Genomic DNA, 16,471 nt, shown 5'->3' with positions numbered 1-16,471 from the left:
GAACTATTTTTCTTTCAGCCTCGCGGCTTGAGGGTCACCCAGTAGCGGGTCACGGCGTGGGCCCGCACCGGCAGCGAGCGCTCCAGGGCGGCGAGCACCGCATCGCTGTCGGCCAGGGGGAAGACCCCGGTGAGCAGCAGGCCGGCAACCTGCTCATCACAGCGCAGTATTCCCGGCCGATAGCGCGCCAGCTCGGCGACGAACTGCCCCAGGGGCTGGCGTTCGGCAATCAGCCGCCCCTCGCTCCAACTGCTGGCATTGACCTCGGCCACCTGCCGGGGCGAGACCCGTCCGGCGTTGAACCACAGGCGTTCGCCGGCATTCAGTTGCAGGGCCGGGACATGCCGCGGGCTGATCCGCAACGCGCCTTCGTAAAGATCGACCCGGGAGCCGCCGTCCAGCTCACGCACGGCAAAGCGCGTGCCCAGGGCCTGGATATCGCCGGCGGCGGTTTCCACGATCAGCGGCCGCGACGGGTCATGCCCGCTGGTGAGCAGGATCTCGCCCTGGATCAGGCGAATGCGCCGCTCGCTGGCGCTGAACAGCAGGTCGACGGCGGTGGCACTGTTGAGGTCCAGGCGGCTGCCGTCGCTCAGGGTCAGGTGGCGCACTTCGCCGGTGGCGCTGCGCTGCCCAGCGAAGTGCGCACGCCAGGGCTGGCTGTCCTGCACCAGGTAGCCGCTGCCACCGGCCACCAGCAGCAAGCCGAGCATCTTCAGCGCAGCACGGCGCTGCTGGTCAGGGGCCTTGGCCAGCAACACATGGGCGCTGTGCTCCGGTACACCTTGCAGGGTCTGTTGCAGTTGCTGCAGGCGCTGCCAGGCGCGCCGGTGCTCCGCGTCGGCCAGCTGCCAGGCCTCGAAGGCGGTGCGCTGCTGCGGGCTCAGTTCGCCGCTCCAATGCAGCATCAGCCATTCACTGGCCTGTTCGACGATGGACGGAGCAATGGGGGCCTGATGGGGTTTCATTCTGCGTAGAGCACCTGATAGCAGGCCTGGATGGCGCGGGTCATGTACTTCTGCACCGAACTGACGGAGACCTCCAGGCGCTCGGCGATCTGCGCATAGCCCAGCCCCTCGAACTGCGACATGACAAAGGCCTGGCGCACCTTGTCCGGCATGCGGTCGAGCATGGCGTCGATCTGCATCAGGGTCTCCAGAATCAGCGCACGGCTTTCCAGGGAAGGGGTCTGCGGCTCCGGCAAGTGAGCGATGCTTTCCAGGTAGGCACGCTCAATGCGCGCGCGCCGCCATTGGTCGACCACCAGGTTGCGAGCGATCTGCGCCAGGTAGCTGCGGCTTTCATGCTGCCCGGGAAAGCGCCCCGAGAGCAGCAGGCGCAGGAAGGTGTCCTGCGCCACGTCCGCGGCATGCTCGCGATCGCCCAGGCGCTTGCGCAACCAACCCTGCAACCAGCCGTGGTGATCCTGATACAGACGATGGAGCTGGGCGTTGCCGTCAGAGGTTGCTTGCATGAATGAAACTGCGCACATGATTGAGAGCAATTATCATTACACTTTTTTCTCTAACCAGGCAAAGACGCTTTTCAGCGCACCCTGCCAGCGGCCTGCAATGGGTAAACCGATTCCCAGCCGCCGCCCAGCGCCTTGTACAGGCCAACCATCGCCAGGGACACCCCGGCCGAGCTTTCCACCAGTTGCTCCTGAGTTGCCAGCAGGGCCCCCTGCACGGTCAGCACGTTGACGAAATCCACCACCCCTTCGACGTACTGCTGCTGCGCCGTGCGCAGGGCGATCTGGTTCTGGCGCACTGCCTCGGCCAGGCTGTCGCGACGCAACTGGCTGGCGTTGTAGCGAGTCAGTTGGTCGTCGATTTCATGCCAGGCCCGCAACACCGTCTGTTGGTAGGCCAGGGCCGCTTCCTGCTGCTGAGCCTCGCGCAGCTGGAGCATGCCCCGCAGGCGGCCGCCATCAAACAGCGGCAAGCTGAACTGCGGGCCGATGCCGAATTGTCGCGAACTCCAGGAACCGAAGTCCGCCAGTTGCAGGGCCTGGGAACCGAAGTTGCCGGACAAGGTAATGCGCGGATAGAAATCGCCCTTGGCCACGCCGATGCTGGCCGTGGCCGCATGCAGGCGTGCCTCGGCCTGGCGGATGTCCGGGCGCCGCTCGGCCAGCTGCGAAGGCAAGCCGATCGCCACCTGGGACGGCGGTTGCGGCACCGGCGCGTCACTGGCCAGCTCCTGGTGCAGGGCCTGGGGCGGCTCCCCAAGAAGCAGGCTCAAGGCATTGATCAATTGCGCCTGGCGCTGTTGCAGCTCAGGCAGTTGCGCCTCGATGGTGGCGACCTGGGCGGCGGCTTCGGCCACGTCCAGGTCGGTAGCGACACCATCGGCCAAGCGTAGTTGCGAGAGCTTCAGGCTGTGGCGGGCGACGTCAAGGTTCTGCTCGGTGACCGCCCGGGTGCTCTGCACGCCGCGCAGTTGAATGTAGTCCTGGGCAGTTTCCGCCAGCACCGACAGCAGCACCCCGCGCCGGTCGTTCTCCGCCACGTCCAGGGTCGCGTCGGCGGCTTCGGTTTCGCGCCGCACCCGGCCCCAGAAATCCAGCTCCCAAGAGGCCGAGAAACCCGCTTCCCAGAGATTGAACGCCGACTTGCCGTTGTTCCCCGAAGGGTCATTCAGGCCCTCGGCGCTGTTGCGCTTGCGCCCGTAGCCGCCATTGGCCGAGGTGCTTGGGTAGCGCTCGGCGGTGATCACCTGGCGCGCTGCCCGGCTCTGCTGCAAACGGCTGGTGGCCAGTTGCAGGTCGAGGTTGTCGCTCAGGGCGCGCCGGCTCAGGGCCGACAGTTGCGGGTCGTTGAACACCTCCCACCAGCGCTCCTGCATGGCGTTGTCCACTGCCTGGCTGGCCGCAGCGTGGGCCGGGGCGGACCAGGCCTGGACCTGGGTCGCCTGGGGCCGCTGGAAATCCGGGCCGAGATTGCACGCGGCCAGGGACAGCAGGCTCAGCGCCAGCAGAGCCCGCCCGCCGTGGCGAGGGAGCTTGCTGCCGTTCGAGTGCGCAGCACTGGCAAAGCGGCCTTCGCGAGTGGCCCGGGCAGCCGCGTCGAGTGTATCTGGAGTGGCTGCGCAACCCAGCGAGAGCTTGCTCCCTCGCCACGGGGCGCCCGTGTGCTTGCCTCTGACGGTACTCATCGCTGGGTTACCTCGCGGGCGCTGGTGGCCGAGCTGTGGGTGTCGACGCTGGCTTCCACCGACATGCCCACCCGCAGCCGCTCGGCCATGGGCTGGTTGGGCTCCAGAAGGATCTTCACCGGAATGCGCTGCACCACCTTGGTGAAGTTGCCGGTGGCGTTGTCCGGCTTCACTGCGGCGAAGGTCACACCGGTGGCCGGGGCCAGGCTTTCCACGCGACCGTGCAAGGTCTCGCCACCCAGGCTGTCGACCCGTACCTCGACCACTTGCCCGGCATGCATGGCGGTGAGCTGGGTTTCCTGGAAGTTGGCCAGCACGTAGGCCTGCTGCAAGGGCACCACGGCGAGGATCTTGCTGCCGGGAGTGACGTAGGCGCCAACCCGTACTGCACGCTCGCCGACCATGCCATCGAGCGGCGCGACGATACGCGTGTAGGACAGCTCGTAGCTGGCCATTTCCAGGGCCGCCTGAGCCCGTTTCAGGCCGCCTTCCGCCGCATCGCGCTGGGCAGTGAGAATTTCCACCTGCTTGCGCTCCGCCGCCAGGGCCGCAGTGGCCGTGGCCATCCGGGCGCTGGCCTGGTCGATGCGAGTCCTGGCCTGCTGAGCGTTCTGCACCGTGCCGGCGCCCACTCCGGCCAGGTGGTTGTAGCGATTGAGCTCGTGCTCGGCAAAGGCCACCTCGGCCCGGGCGGCCACCAGCGCCGCCTGGGCCTGGGCGATCACCGAACTCTGCCGGTCCAGGGTCGCCCGGGCGTTCTGCAACTGCGCCTTGGCCACCAGGGTCTCGGCATCCGCCGCCTGGGCCGCGGCCCGCAGGTCACGGTCGTCGATCAGCGCCAACAGTTGCCCGGCCTTGACCTGCTGGTTGTCCTCCACCAGCACTTCCTTGATGAACCCCGCCACACGCGGGGCCACCAGGGTGTAGTCGGCGGCGATGAAGGCATCGTTGGTGCTCTGCTCGCCGGTGCGGCCGAACAGCCCCGGCAGCGCCAGGTAGGCCAGCACGCCAAGGGCCGCCACGGCCGCTACCGCGATGGCGATTTTGTGTTTGCTCTGGGTCGTCATAACAAAGGTCTCGTTCAAGTCGGCGCCCGCGGTGGGTAGATCCGCGTCGGCAGCCAGAAAATCAGCAGGATCAGCACAGCGGCCAGCCCTGCCATGCAGAAATAGAGATCGGCGGAGGTCAGCACCACGGCCTGCTGGTGCAGGCGCCGGGCCAGGCCGGCGACGTTGTCGTCCACCAGGGGCGAGTTGCCCAGGCTGTCCACCAGCATGGTTGAGTGAAAGTGCAGGCGGCGAGTGGTCAGCACATCCAGCACACCGGTGGCGATCACCGCCGCCAGGCCTTTCACGGTGTTGAACCAGGCCGAGGCGAACGGCCCTTCCACCGGGGCGATGCTGCCGGTGGAAAGCATCAGCAACGGCAGCACCGCCATGGGCTGGCCGAAGATCTGCAGCAGTTGCAGCACATAGAAGTCGTCACGGATCCAGGCCGAGGTCAGGTGCGTGCCGCCCAGGCAGGACAGCACCAGCATGCCCAGGCCGATCCCCAGCACCCAGCGGCAATCGACCCAGCGCAGGTTGCACAGGGCCGCCACCAGCGGCAGCGCCAGCAACTGCGGCAAGGCCATCACCAGCATCACCGGCGCGGTCTGCAGCGGCCGGTAGCCCTGGACCTGGGCCAGGTAGGCGGACGGGATGATGATCACCGCCGTCAGCACCACCAGCACCCCGGCCAGGGTCAGCAGGGCGAAAGACAGGTTGCGGATGCCGAGCATCTGCAACTTGAAGAACGGAATCGGCTGCGACCATTCGTTGATCATGAACAGCACCAGCAGCACCAGCCCGCCGACCAGCAACACACTGATCAGCGGCGATTCGAACCAAGCCAGGCGGTTGCCCTGGAGGATGCCGATCACCAGCATGCAGATCGCCGGAAAGCCCAGCAGCAGGCCACGCCAGTTGAACTGCTTGAAGCGCTCCAGGCGCAGCGGGTCCTGCGGCAGGCCGTAAGCCACTGCCGCCATGGCCAGCAGGCAGGGCGCCACCACCTGCCAGAATGCCCATTGCCAGCCCACATATTCGGTCCAGAGTGCCGCCAGTGGCGTGCCCAGGCTCGGGCCGAAGGTGGCGGTCAGGGCATAGCCGGCCAGACCGTAAAGCTTGACGTTGGCCGGCAGGAAACGCAGGGCCACGGTCATCAGCATCGGCGGTAGGGCACCACCGGCCAGGCCTTGCAGAGTGCGCAGCAGCAACAGGCTTTCGTAGTTGGGCGCGAAGGGGCACAGCACCCCCAGCAGGGTGAACAGGCCAATGGCACACAGGGTGAAACGCCGCAGGGAAAAGGTCACCGAACACCAGGGCGCAAAGGCCATGGCCGCCACCGAGGTGGCGGTGTAGCACGCCACCAGCCAGGTGCCTTCGTCGTAGCCGATGAACAGCGCCCCGCGAATGTCCGCCAGGGCGATCTTGGTCACCATCTCGTTAAGACCCGAGACCAGCACCGCCAGCAGTACACCCACCAGGCCGATGATGATCCGCGGCCCGAATACCGGCGGCGCAATGGCTGCCGGCTTGCTGGCGACTTCGACCGAAGCAGGCGCAGCGACAGCGAGGGAACTCATGGAAATACTGCTCCAGACAAGAAAACCAGAGCAGTTTATGAACAGCCGATGCTGACGAAAACTGACTTATCGACAGCTTATAAGTGCACCAAACGCAACGATTAACCCTATTGACCGTAGGAGCTGGCTTGCCAGCGAAGAGGCCTTAAAGATCGCTTTCGCCGGCAAGCCGGCTCCTACAGGAGTGGCGAAGGCTGCAGATAGACCGTAGGAGCTGGCTCGCCAGCGAAGAGGTCCTAAAGATCGCTTTCGCCGGCAAGCCGGCTCCTACAGGAGTGGCGAAGGCTGCAGATGGACCGTAGGAGCTGGCTTGCCAGCGAAGGGACCCTCAAGACCGCATTCGCCGGCAAGCCGGCTCCTACAGGAGTGGCGAAGGCTGCAGATGGACCGTAGGAGCTGGCTCGCCAGCGAAGAGGCCCTAAAGATCGCTTTCGCCGGCAAGCCGGCTCCTACAGGAGTGGCGAAGGCTGCAGATGGACCGTAGGAGCTGGCTTGCCAGCGAAGGGGCCCTCAGGACCGCTTTCGCCGGCAAGCCGGCTCCTACGCAGAGGCGGGCTGGGCTTCCTGCCAGGTGGCCTGGCAGGAGCTGCGCAGGGTCTCGCGGAACCATTTGTGCGCCGGGTCCTTATCGTAACGCGGGTGCCAGGCCTGGGTCAGGACCAGGGTCGGCAGGGAAATCGGCAGGACGAAGGAGCGCAGGCGCAGCCCCAGCCGCGAGACGCTGAGCAGGGTTTCCTGGGGCACCGGCAGGATCAGGTCCGAGTCCGGCAGCATGAACATGGCCGCGTGAAAGCTCGGGGCAATCAGCGGCACCCGGCGCTCCAGGCCCTGCTCGGCCAGGGCCGCATCGATCGGTCCGCGGGCAATGCCCCGGCGAGACATGCTGATATGGGGAAACGCGGCAAAACGCTCGGCCGTAATGTCTTCGTCCAACAGCGGATGGTCTTCGCGCACCAGGCCGACAAAGGCCGTGGTGAACAGGTTCTGCACCTTCACTTCCGGGGTCAGGGGCCGGGTGTTGCTGATCCGCAGGTCGATCCGCCCCTCGCGCAAGGCCTCGTCGTCACCGTCGCCTTCGGGCACGAAGCGCAGTTCGCACAAGGGCGCCTGGCGTTCCAGGGTGTCGATGAGGCGACCGCCATAGACTCCGACGAAAAAGTCGTTGGCGCGCACATTGAAGCGCCGCCGCAACGAAAGCAGGTCGACCTGATCCGCCGAGCGGAACAACAGTGCGGCCTGCTCCACCAGATCACGTACCTGGCTGCGCAGCTCCAGGGCCTTGGGCGTGGGCACCAGGCCCCGTCCGGCACGCACCAGCACCGGGTCGCCCAGGGCTTCGCGAATTCGCGTGAGGGTGCGGCTCATGGCGGCGGGGCTGAGGTTCATGCGCCGCGCAGCGCCGACTACGCTGCCCTCGTCGAGCAGGGCATCGAGAGCGACCAGAAGGTTCATATCCGGGAGTTGCATGGCAAGCACTCATGACTGATCAGGGATGATCCATGCGCAATGCTAGCAGGCTTGCCACCGAGGAAAATGAGAGAGATCAATCCTTGCCCGAAAACCCACCACTACCCGTAGGAGCCGGCTTGCCGGCGAAGGGGGCCTTCGAACCTTGCATCGCCCTTGAGGACGCCTTCGCTGGCAAGCCAGCTCCTACGGTCGGGTGGTGGTGGCTCCGGTGGGTGGGCAATTCAGCGTTGCATGCCCCAGCGTTTCACCGTGACCCGCTCCAGGGTGTCGAAGATCAGGTTCTCCACCAACAGGCCGATGATGATCACCACGGCCAGGCCGGCGAAAACCTTGTCGGTGTACAGCTCGTTGCGGTTCTGGAAGATGTACCAGCCCAGGCCGCCCTTGCCGCTGGTGGCGCCGAACACCAGCTCGGCGGCGATCAGGGTGCGCCAGGCGAAAGCCCAGCCGATCTTCAGGCCGGCGAGGATCGACGGCAGCGCCGCCGGGATCAGGATGAACAGCACCAGGCGCAGGCCCTTGAGCCCGTAGTTGCGCCCGGCCATGCGCAAGGTTTCGGAAACCCCGAGAAACCCGGCGTAGGTATTCAGGGCCAGGGCCCAGAGCACCGAATGCACCAGCACGAAGATCAGGCTGTTCTGCCCCAGGCCAAACCACAGCAGCGCCAGGGGCAACAGGGCAATGGCCGGCAACGGGTTGAACATCGAGGTCAGGGTGCTCAGCAGGTCGCGGCCAAAACGAGTCGAGACCGCCAGGGTGGTCAAGGCAAACGCCAGGACGATGCCGATCAGGTAGCCCTTGAGCAGCACCACCAGGGAAATGCCCACCTTGCCCAGCAATTCGCCGCTGAGCAGGCCCTGGTAAAGGGCGCTGGCGGTTTGCAGAAAGCTCGGTAGCAGCAGGTCGTTGTCCTGGTAGCGGGCAACGGCTTCCCACAGCAACGCCAGGAGCACCAGGATCAGGCTCTTGCGCAGCCAGCCTTGTTGCCAGAGGCGCTGAGCCAGGGGCAGTTCGCGCTCCAGGGGAACTTGCAGCAAGGGCTGCAGGACAACGTCGTATTCCTCGCGTACGGGGGATGAATGGCTCATCGGGCGTTCCTCGTTCAACGGTGGCCTGACGGCTCAATAAGCGATACGGATATCGGCGAAATCCAGCTCGGTTGCAGTTTCCGGCGATTGGCCTTCATCGAACAGCAGGTGGTGGATGCGTCGCGCGGTCTGCTGGAAGGCCACGCCACCGAGGCTTTGCAGGTCGTACTGGTGGCTGTGGACTTCCGCCCGCACGCGCCCCGGATGAGGCGACAGCAGGAGGATGCGATTGCCCACCACCAGCGCTTCCTCGATGGAGTGAGTGACGAACAGCAAGGTGAAGCGCACCTCCTCCCAGAGCAGCAGCAACTCCTCCTGCATCTTGCGCCGGGTCAGGGCGTCGAGGGCGGCGAAAGGCTCGTCCATCAGCAGGATCTTCGGCTGCATGGCCAGGGCGCGGGCAATCGCCACCCGGGCTTTCATGCCACCGGACAGGGTGTGCGGGTAGGCATCGGCGAACGCCGCCAGGCCGACTTTGTCCAGGTACTCCAGGGCGCGCTCTTGGGCCTCGCGGCGACCGAGGGTTTTCGACGCCAGCAGGGGAAACATCACGTTCTGCTTCACGGTTTTCCAGGGGGGCAACTGGTCGAACTCCTGGAACACCACGATACGATCCGGCCCGGGCTGGCTGACCCGCCGGCCTTGCAGGCGGATCTCGCCCTCGCAGGGCTGGATGAACCCGGCCACCGCCTTGAGCAGGGTCGACTTGCCGCAGCCCGAAGGCCCCAGCAGGACAAAACGATCGGCGGGATCGATCTCGAAACTCACCTGGTGGGTGGCCCGCACCACGCGCTGCGGGGTGCGATATTCCAGGCTGACCTGGTCCACCGCCAACAGTGCCTCGGCGGTGGCGGTGGGGTTGCTGGCCGTGTGGCCTGGCAAGGGGGCATTCATGGCAGTCAGCTCCCTTGCAACGGCTTGGCATCCTGGAAGAAGTAGTCCTTCCACGACTCGGGCTTGTTCTTGATGGCGCCGACCCGGTACAGGAACTCCGCCAACGGGTAGGTGTTTTTCGGCGTTACGCTGAACTCGAACTGCGGGTTGTCGATGATCTTCAGCAAGGCGGCGCGGTCGATCTTGGCCTTGGTCACGCGGATGTAAGTGTCGGCGGCCGCGCCCTTGTCGTTCTGGGCGAACTCGGCAGCTTCAGCCAGGGCTTCGGTGAAAGCCTTGTAGGTCTTGGGGTTGTCGTTGCGGAACTTCTCGGTGGCGAACAGCACCGTCGGTGAGTTGGGCCCCAGCAGGTCGTAGGTGTTCAGCACCACGTGCACATTGGGGTTTTCCAGGGCCTGATCCTGGAACGGCGGGTTGGAGAAGTGCCCGGTCAGCTCGGTACCACCGGCAATCAGCGCCGCGGTGGCGTCCGGGTGGGGAACGGCGATGGTGTACTTGTCCAGGCGATTGAATTCCTGGTCGCCCCATTGCTTGGCGGCGGCGTATTGCAGGAAGCGCGACTGCACCGAGACCCCCACCGCCGGCACCGCGATGCGGTCCTTTTCGGTGAAGTCTGCAATGGTCTTGACCTTGGGATTGTTGCTCACCAGGTAGTAGGGAAAGTTGCCCAGGGACGCCACTGCCTTGACGTTCTGGCGGCCACGGGTGCGGTCCCAGATGGTCAACAGCGGGCCGACGCCGGCCCCGGCGATATCGATGGAACCCGACAGCAATGCGTCGTTCACCGCGGCGCCGCCGGACAGTTGGGTCCAGTCGACCTTGATGTCGATACCCTCCTGCTTACCGTACTTTTCGATCAGTTGCTGATCGCGAACCACGTTGAGCAGCAGGTAGACGATGCCAAACTGTTCGGCGATGCGGATCTCGCCTTCGGCATGGGCCGCCGTAGGGGCGACCAGGCTGCCGGCCAGCAGGCTGAAACCCAGGCCGATGGCGGTGGCCAGCGTGCCCAGGCGCGCAGTGAAGCGAATGGATGAAGACATGGTGATTCTCCTGCCGTGCCTGGCTGATCAGTAAGGGGCGTCGCCCTGGATGGTGGTGCGATACAGCTTGCGGCGCAGATGGCTCGGGCAACCGGCGGCCAGGTGGATCAGCGAACGGTTGTCCCAGAACACCAGGTCGTGGGGCTGCCATTGATGGCGGTAAATGTTCTCCGGTAACACGCTGTGGGCGTACAACTCGGCCAGCAACTGGGCGCTTTCGTCTTGCGGCAAACCGATGATGCGGGTGGTGAAACCTTCGCTGACGAACAGCGCCTTGCGGCCGTTTTCCGGGTGAGTGCGGACGATGGGGTGCACCACCTCCGCAACCTGGGCCAACTGCTCCGGGGTCAGGGTCGGGCGCCAGTTGCCCTCAAACTTGGTCTCGCTGTAGCGGGCCGTGTAGGAATGCGCGGCGCTGCGGCCTTCGAGCGCCTTGCGCAGCGCCTCGGGCAGGTTGTCCCAGGCTTGGTGCATGTCGGCGAACAGGGTGTCGCCGCCTTCGGCCGGCAGTTCCTGGGCGTGCAGCATCGAGCCCAGGCTCGGCAGCTCCTTGTAGGACAGATCCGAGTGCCAGAACTTGCCGGCGTCACCCAGGCCGATGGATTGGCCATTCTCGATGATATTGGAAACGATGAGGATTTCCGGGTGCCCGGCCAGCAGGAACTGCTTGAGCACGTGGATCTGCAACACGCCGAAACGGCGGCTGAAGGCGATCTGTTGTTGGGGGCTGATGCGCTGGTCGCGGAACACCACGACATGGTGATCCAGGTGGGCACGGTGGAGGCGGGCGAAGTCCTGGTCGTTGACCGGCCGGGACAGGTCCAGGCCGATGATCTCGGCGCCCACGGCGCCATTCAAGGGACGGATTTCGAAGGCTTGTGCGGCGATGGGCGCGGCACTGGCTGATGCAGACATGACTGAAACTCCCGCGCAGGCGCGCCCAGGGCGCGCACGTCGTTCAGAAACTCACGGAGATCCCGTGTGGGTTCATTACGTGCGGCGCGCCGATTGGTCGGCAGGTACGCAGGGAGTTGACTTTATAGATATAAGAAAGCGAATTTAAATACCGTTAGCGAATAACGATATGTTGATTCGAGCGATGCGGCGGTTATGGACGGTACGCCACCGATGGCCCCCATGGCATTGGCGGACGGCGCGGTCCTGCAGAAGCCGGCTTGCCGGCGAAGGCGGTCTCACGGGCCCCTTCGCTGGCAAGCCAGCTCCTACAAGGCTGGCTGCCGGCGAAGGTCGTTTTTTACCCGGATCAGCGCTCGTGCAGGGCTTCGGCGCGGGCGCGGATGATCGGCTTGAGCAGGTAGCTGAGGATGCTCTTCTTGCCGGTGATGATGTCCACCGAGGCGACCATCCCAGGGATGATCAACAGCGGTTTCTCATCGGTGCCCAGGTGGCTGCGGTCGGTGCGCAGCTTGATCATGTAGTAGGTGGTCTTCTTGTCTTCGTCGGTAATGGTGTCGGCGCCGATCTGCTCCAGGCGGGCCTTGAGGCCACCGTAGATGGTGTAGTCATAGGCGCTGAACTTGACGATCGCTTCTTGCCCCGGATGCAGGAACGCGATGTCCTGGGGGCGGATCTTGGCTTCCACCAGCAGGGTGTCGTCCAGGGGCACGATTTCCACCATGTCGCTGCCCGGCTGGATCACCCCGCCGATGGTGTTGACCATCAGCTGCTTGACGATACCGCGCACCGGCGAGGTCACCAGGGTCCGGCTGACCCGATCTTCCAGGGCCTTGCCGGTGGCGCTGGCCTTGTTCAGTTCGGTGCGCGCCTCGTTGAGCTGGGTCAGGGCCTCACTGCGGAACTTGCCGCGGGTCTCGTCGATCTTGCGCTGCACTTCCTTGATCGCCGACTCGGCGCGAGGAATGGCCAGGGTCGTGGCATCCAACTGGCCACGGGTTTCCACTTCGGCGCGCTTGAGCCGCAGCACTTCCACCGGCGATACCGCGCCCTGGGCCACCAGGGGCTCGGACATGTTGATTTCCTGGCGTTGCAAACCCAGTTGCTGGCGGTACTGGGCCTGCTTGGAGGTGAACTCGCGCAATTCCTGCTGTTTCTGGATCAGTTGCTCCTGGAGGCCACCAATCTCGTCATGCAGTTGCTGGCGCCGGCTCTCGTACAGGGATTTTTCGCTGGCAGCCTGGCCTGGTACGTCCTTGAGCACGTCGGCGGGGAAGTTCAGTGGACGCTCCTCGACCTCGGCACTCAGGCGCTCGACCCGCAGCAGCATCGACAGACGCACGGTCTCGGTTTCACCGACGTTGGACTGGAAGCGCGTGTCGTCCAGGCGGATCAGCGGCGCGCCGGCCTCCACCACCTGGCCTTCCTTGACGAACAGCTCGGAGACGATACCGCCTTCCAGGTTCTGGATCTTCTGCACCTTGGACGACGGAATCGCCTTGCCTTCGCCCTTGGTGACTTCATCGATGACCGCGAAATTGGCCCATAGCACCAGGAACAGGAAGAACCCGATGATGCCCCAGATGGTCAGGCGAATGACCCGTGGAGCGTCTTCGATCAGGGCCTTGTTGACCTCGGGCAACGGCTGGCCCTGGAGGGAATCGGAGCCTTTGAAATAACGGCGGATCGAGTCCTTGAATCCCGACTTAAGCAACACTGATCTGCCCCTTCTTCAACGCTTCCATAACCACTGCTTTCGGGCCATCGGCGAGGATCTGTCCGCGGTCCACCACCAACAACCGATCCACCAGCGACAGCAATGAGGCACGGTGGGTGACCAGTACCACGGTCTTGCCCTGCACCACGGCTTCGAGGCGCTGCTTCAAGCGCTCCTCGCCGGTGTTGTCCATGGCACTGGTGGGTTCGTCGAGCAGCAGGATCTGTGGGTTGAGCAACAAGGCCCGGGCCAAGGCGACGTTCTGGCGCTGACCGCCAGACAAGTTCTGTCCGCGCTCGCCCACTTGCAATTCATAGCCCTGGGGATGCAGCCGGGCGAATTCGTGAACCCCCGCCAGCTCGGCGGCTTGCAGCACCAGTTCGTCTTCGACGTAACGGGCGCCGGAGGTCAGGTTGTCGCGCAGGGTGCCGGCCAGCAACTGGATATCCTGGGGCACATAACCGATGTTGTGGCGCAGCTCGCTGACGTCGATCTGGCGAATGTCCACGCCGTCCACCAACAAGGCTCCGGAGTCTGCCTGATAGAGCCCCACCAGCAGTTTGGCCAGGGAGCTTTTGCCCGAGCCACTGCGGCCGATGATGCCAACCTTTTCGCCCGGCTTGATGATCAGGTTGATGTTCTTCAGCGCCGAATTCTGCTGCCCCGGATAGGTGAAGCTCAGTTGCCGGCATTCGATGGCGCCCTGCAGCACGCTGCGGCTCAGGGGGCGCTCGTCGAAATTTCGTTCCTGAGGCAGCTCCATCATCTGGTCCACCGAGGTCATGGTGACCCGGGCCTGCTGGTAACGGGTCAACAGCCCGGACAGCGAAGCCAGCGGGCTCAGAGCCCGACCGCTGAGCATGTAGCAGGCGATCAGCCCGCCCATGCTGAGGTTGCCGTCGATGATCTGGTACACACCGAAGATGATCATGATCACCCCGGCCAATTGCTGGATCAGCAAGGTGATGTTCATCGCCAGGCTGGAGAGCATCTTCACCCGCAACTCAAGGCGGCTGAGGGTGCCAATGGTCTGCTCCCACTGGTACTGGCGCTCGCTTTCAGCGTTGTTGACCTTGACCGCATCCAGCCCGGCCAGGGTTTCAATCAGGCTCGACTGGCGTTCGGCGCCCAGGGCCATGGTTTTTTCCATGGTCGCCACCAGGGGCTTCTGCAGCGCGTAGCCGATCAGCAAGGCAATCGGGAACGCCAGCACCGGAATCCACACCAGGTGCCCGCCGAGGATCGCGATGACCATGAAGATCAGCAGGGTGAACGGCAGGTCGATCAAGCTGGTGAGGGTCAGCGAGGCGAGAAAGTCCCGCAGGCTCTGAAACTCATGGATGTTCTGGGCAAAGCTGCCGACCCGTGCCGGTCGGTACTTCATCGCCATGCCGACGATGCGCTCGAACAGCGTGGCGGAGATGATCAGGTCGGTCTTCTTTCCCGCAAGGTCCAGGCACAGGCTGCGCAAGCCCTTGAGGATCAGGTCGAAGATGTAGGCGCCGATGATGCCGATGGACAGCATCCACAAGGTCGAGGTGGCCTGGTTGGGCACAACCCGGTCGTAGACGTTCATCACGAACAGCGGCGCGGCCATGGCAATGATGTTGATCAGCAGGCTGGCGGCGATGGCATCGATATATAGCCAGCGCGAACGCTTGAGGGTATCGCGAAACCAGGAGCGGGCCCGGGGAATCAACGAACCGTGATTGACGTCGAACTTGTGCTGGGGTTGGGCGAAGAACACCTGCCCGCTGTAATCGTCGGCCAACAGTTCGCGGCTGACGCAGACTTCACCGCCATCGCTCTCGCTGAGCAGTAAACGCGCCTGGTCCTCGCCCTGCCAGCCCAGCAACACAGCACTGCGACCATCCTTGAGCAACAGCAAGGCGGGCATGGCGATCGCCGGAATCTGCTCGAGCTTGCGGCGCAGTACCCGCCCCTGCAACCCGGCCCGGGCTGCTGCGCGGGGCAGCAACTCGGCACTCAAGCGCTGGGACGGCAATGGCAGACCGGTGGTCAACATTGCCGCACTGGCGGGTTTCTGGTGCAGGAAGCAGAGGGTCAGCAAACCATCTAGCAGGGGGTCGTCATGCATACCACGTGGATCATGATTGAGTTGCACTCGACTGACTTCTGATTCCACGCTCGACACTCTTGACTGACTGTTGGATGAGATTGGCTCAATTCATCCCAGGCAGTTGGACCTTGGGCTTCACATCGTTTTGCACGACGGACGCCATAGGTGCGACCACTCCCTGGCTCTTGAGCAACTCGCCCATGGTCGCCTTGATTCGATACTGAGTAAATAACTGAATGTTTCTGATTTCCGCCAAACGCCGGGAAGCAGTGAACAGTTCGTTTTCACTGTCGAGCAAGTCCAGCAAGGTGCGCTCGCCCAGGCTGAATTGCTTCTGATAAGCGGTGCGCACGCTGGTGCTGTGATCAACGTACTGCTGGGCGATCGGCACCTGGGCGTTGGCATTGTTCAAGGCGTTCCAGGCCAGGCCCAGTTCTTCGTTCAACACCCGCAGGGCATTGTTGCGGATATCCAGGGCCTGGTTCGACTGGTAGGCCTTGGATTCCAGGTCGGCCTTGTTGCTGCCACCGGCAAACAGGTTGAAGCGCATGCGCAGCATGGCCTGCCACTCATTGTTGTGACCGACCTGACCGTCGAGGTTGTTATCCGCGGTACGCCCCAACTCCGCATCGAAACGCGGGTAGAACGCCGACTTGGCGGCGTCGTACTGCTTTTCGGCGGCGACGATATCGGACTCTGCGGAACGCAGGATCGGGCTGTTTTCCAACATCTGTCGCCGAGCCTCATCGAGGTTCGCCGGCAGCATCGCCATGAAACTGGCAGGCCGCTCCAACTGATCGGGCATCTGCCCTACAGCACTCAGGTAGTTGGTCTGGGAGTCCGCCAGGTTGGTCTGTTCGGTGATCAGGTTGTTGCGGGCCTGGGCCATCCGCGCTTCGGCCTGGTCGAGGTCGGCGCCGCTGCCCACACCACGCTGGGTGCGCAGCTTGATCTGGTCGTAGATGCGTTCGTGGTTGCGCAGGTTGTCTTCCGCCAGCTGGACGAATTGGCGACGGGTCAGCACATCCAGGTACACCTGGGCCACGGTCAGGGCCGTGCGTTCGGACGCGCCCAACAGGGAGTAAGCCCGGGAATTGACGGTGGCTTGTTGACGCCCTACTTCGCTAGAGGTAGCAAAACCGTCAAAAACCATTTGCTGGAGACGTAAACTTGACTCCCCACGGTTCAATGTCTCCCAGTGGTTGTTGCCAGTACCCGCACGAGAACTAGGGTTATCGGTGCCTTCGCGACCGTAACCGGCCAGCGCATCGACGCGTGGCAGATAGCCACCTTTCGCCGCTTTCAGCTGGTAGTCAGCCGCCAGGCGGCTGTTCACTCCGGCTTGGATCTCTGGATGCACATCCAGTGCTTTCTGCATGGCTTCGGGGAGTGTCTGTGCCTGCACGAAACTAGCAGCAAAGGCTAATGGCAGGGCCTTGAACAGGTGAAAACGCATGGTAAGAATTTCCCTCGGACAGCGTG

Annotated in this window: 13 protein-coding genes; all 13 read right to left on the bottom strand. The window is 64.1% G+C overall.

Translation table 11 applies throughout. The annotated features are described in order from the left end of the window. Nucleotides 1-14: 14 nt before the first annotated feature. A complete protein-coding gene (locus GV818_RS27120; RefSeq protein ID WP_161759739.1) occupies nt 15-968 on the bottom strand; it encodes a FecR domain-containing protein in 954 nt (317 codons plus the stop codon). Then, a complete protein-coding gene (locus GV818_RS27115) occupies nt 965-1,474 on the bottom strand; it encodes a sigma-70 family RNA polymerase sigma factor (RefSeq protein WP_161759738.1) in 510 nt (169 codons plus the stop codon). Before GV818_RS27115 ends, GV818_RS27120 begins: the two co-directional genes overlap by 4 nt. Before the next feature lie 71 nt (nt 1,475-1,545). Next, a complete protein-coding gene (locus GV818_RS27110; RefSeq protein ID WP_256679540.1) occupies nt 1,546-3,156 on the bottom strand; it encodes an efflux transporter outer membrane subunit in 1,611 nt (536 codons plus the stop codon). Beyond that, nucleotides 3,153-4,223 (bottom strand): HlyD family secretion protein, encoded by a 1,071-nt coding sequence (locus GV818_RS27105; RefSeq protein ID WP_161759737.1) that lies wholly within the window; start codon nt 4,221-4,223, stop codon nt 3,153-3,155. Before GV818_RS27105 ends, GV818_RS27110 begins: the two co-directional genes overlap by 4 nt. Nucleotides 4,224-4,237: 14 nt before the next feature. Further along, nucleotides 4,238-5,782, bottom strand: coding sequence for an MFS transporter (locus tag GV818_RS27100; protein WP_161759736.1), 1,545 nt, complete (start codon nt 5,780-5,782; stop codon nt 4,238-4,240). 540 nt (nt 5,783-6,322) lie between these two features. After that, nucleotides 6,323-7,249 carry a LysR family transcriptional regulator gene (locus GV818_RS27095; protein WP_161759735.1) on the bottom strand — a complete coding sequence of 309 codons (927 nt, stop codon included), beginning with the start codon at nt 7,247-7,249 and terminating at the stop codon, nt 6,323-6,325. Between the two features lie 224 nt (nt 7,250-7,473). Next, on the bottom strand, nt 7,474-8,340 hold the full coding sequence (locus tag GV818_RS27090) for an ABC transporter permease (RefSeq protein WP_161777990.1): 867 nt from the start codon (nt 8,338-8,340) through the stop codon (nt 7,474-7,476). Nucleotides 8,341-8,373: 33 nt separating this feature from the next. After that, a complete protein-coding gene (locus GV818_RS27085; protein ID WP_161777989.1) occupies nt 8,374-9,234 on the bottom strand; it encodes an ABC transporter ATP-binding protein in 861 nt (286 codons plus the stop codon). A gap of 5 nt (nt 9,235-9,239) precedes the next feature. Then, nucleotides 9,240-10,277 carry an ABC transporter substrate-binding protein gene (locus GV818_RS27080; RefSeq protein WP_161777988.1) on the bottom strand — a complete coding sequence of 346 codons (1,038 nt, stop codon included), beginning with the start codon at nt 10,275-10,277 and terminating at the stop codon, nt 9,240-9,242. A 27-nt stretch (nt 10,278-10,304) separates the two neighbouring features. After that, nucleotides 10,305-11,192, bottom strand: a complete 888-nt coding sequence (locus GV818_RS27075; RefSeq protein WP_161759731.1) for a TauD/TfdA dioxygenase family protein — start codon at nt 11,190-11,192, stop codon at nt 10,305-10,307. 349 nt (nt 11,193-11,541) lie between these two features. After that, nucleotides 11,542-12,909 (bottom strand): HlyD family type I secretion periplasmic adaptor subunit, encoded by a 1,368-nt coding sequence (locus GV818_RS27070; protein WP_161759730.1) that lies wholly within the window; start codon nt 12,907-12,909, stop codon nt 11,542-11,544. Then, nucleotides 12,899-15,055, bottom strand: a complete 2,157-nt coding sequence (locus tag GV818_RS27065; protein WP_161759729.1) for a type I secretion system permease/ATPase — start codon at nt 15,053-15,055, stop codon at nt 12,899-12,901. The genes GV818_RS27070 and GV818_RS27065 overlap by 11 nt, the downstream gene beginning before the upstream one ends. 37 nt (nt 15,056-15,092) lie before the next feature. Beyond that, a complete protein-coding gene (locus GV818_RS27060) occupies nt 15,093-16,445 on the bottom strand; it encodes a TolC family outer membrane protein (RefSeq protein ID WP_161759728.1) in 1,353 nt (450 codons plus the stop codon). Nucleotides 16,446-16,471 lie beyond the last annotated feature (26 nt).

This window comes from Pseudomonas sp. Fl4BN1 (assembly GCF_009908285.1).
GTDB lineage: Bacteria > Pseudomonadota > Gammaproteobacteria > Pseudomonadales > Pseudomonadaceae > Aquipseudomonas.
Note: the sequence above shows the minus strand (reverse complement) of the source record. Positions and strands in the feature narration are given on the sequence as shown.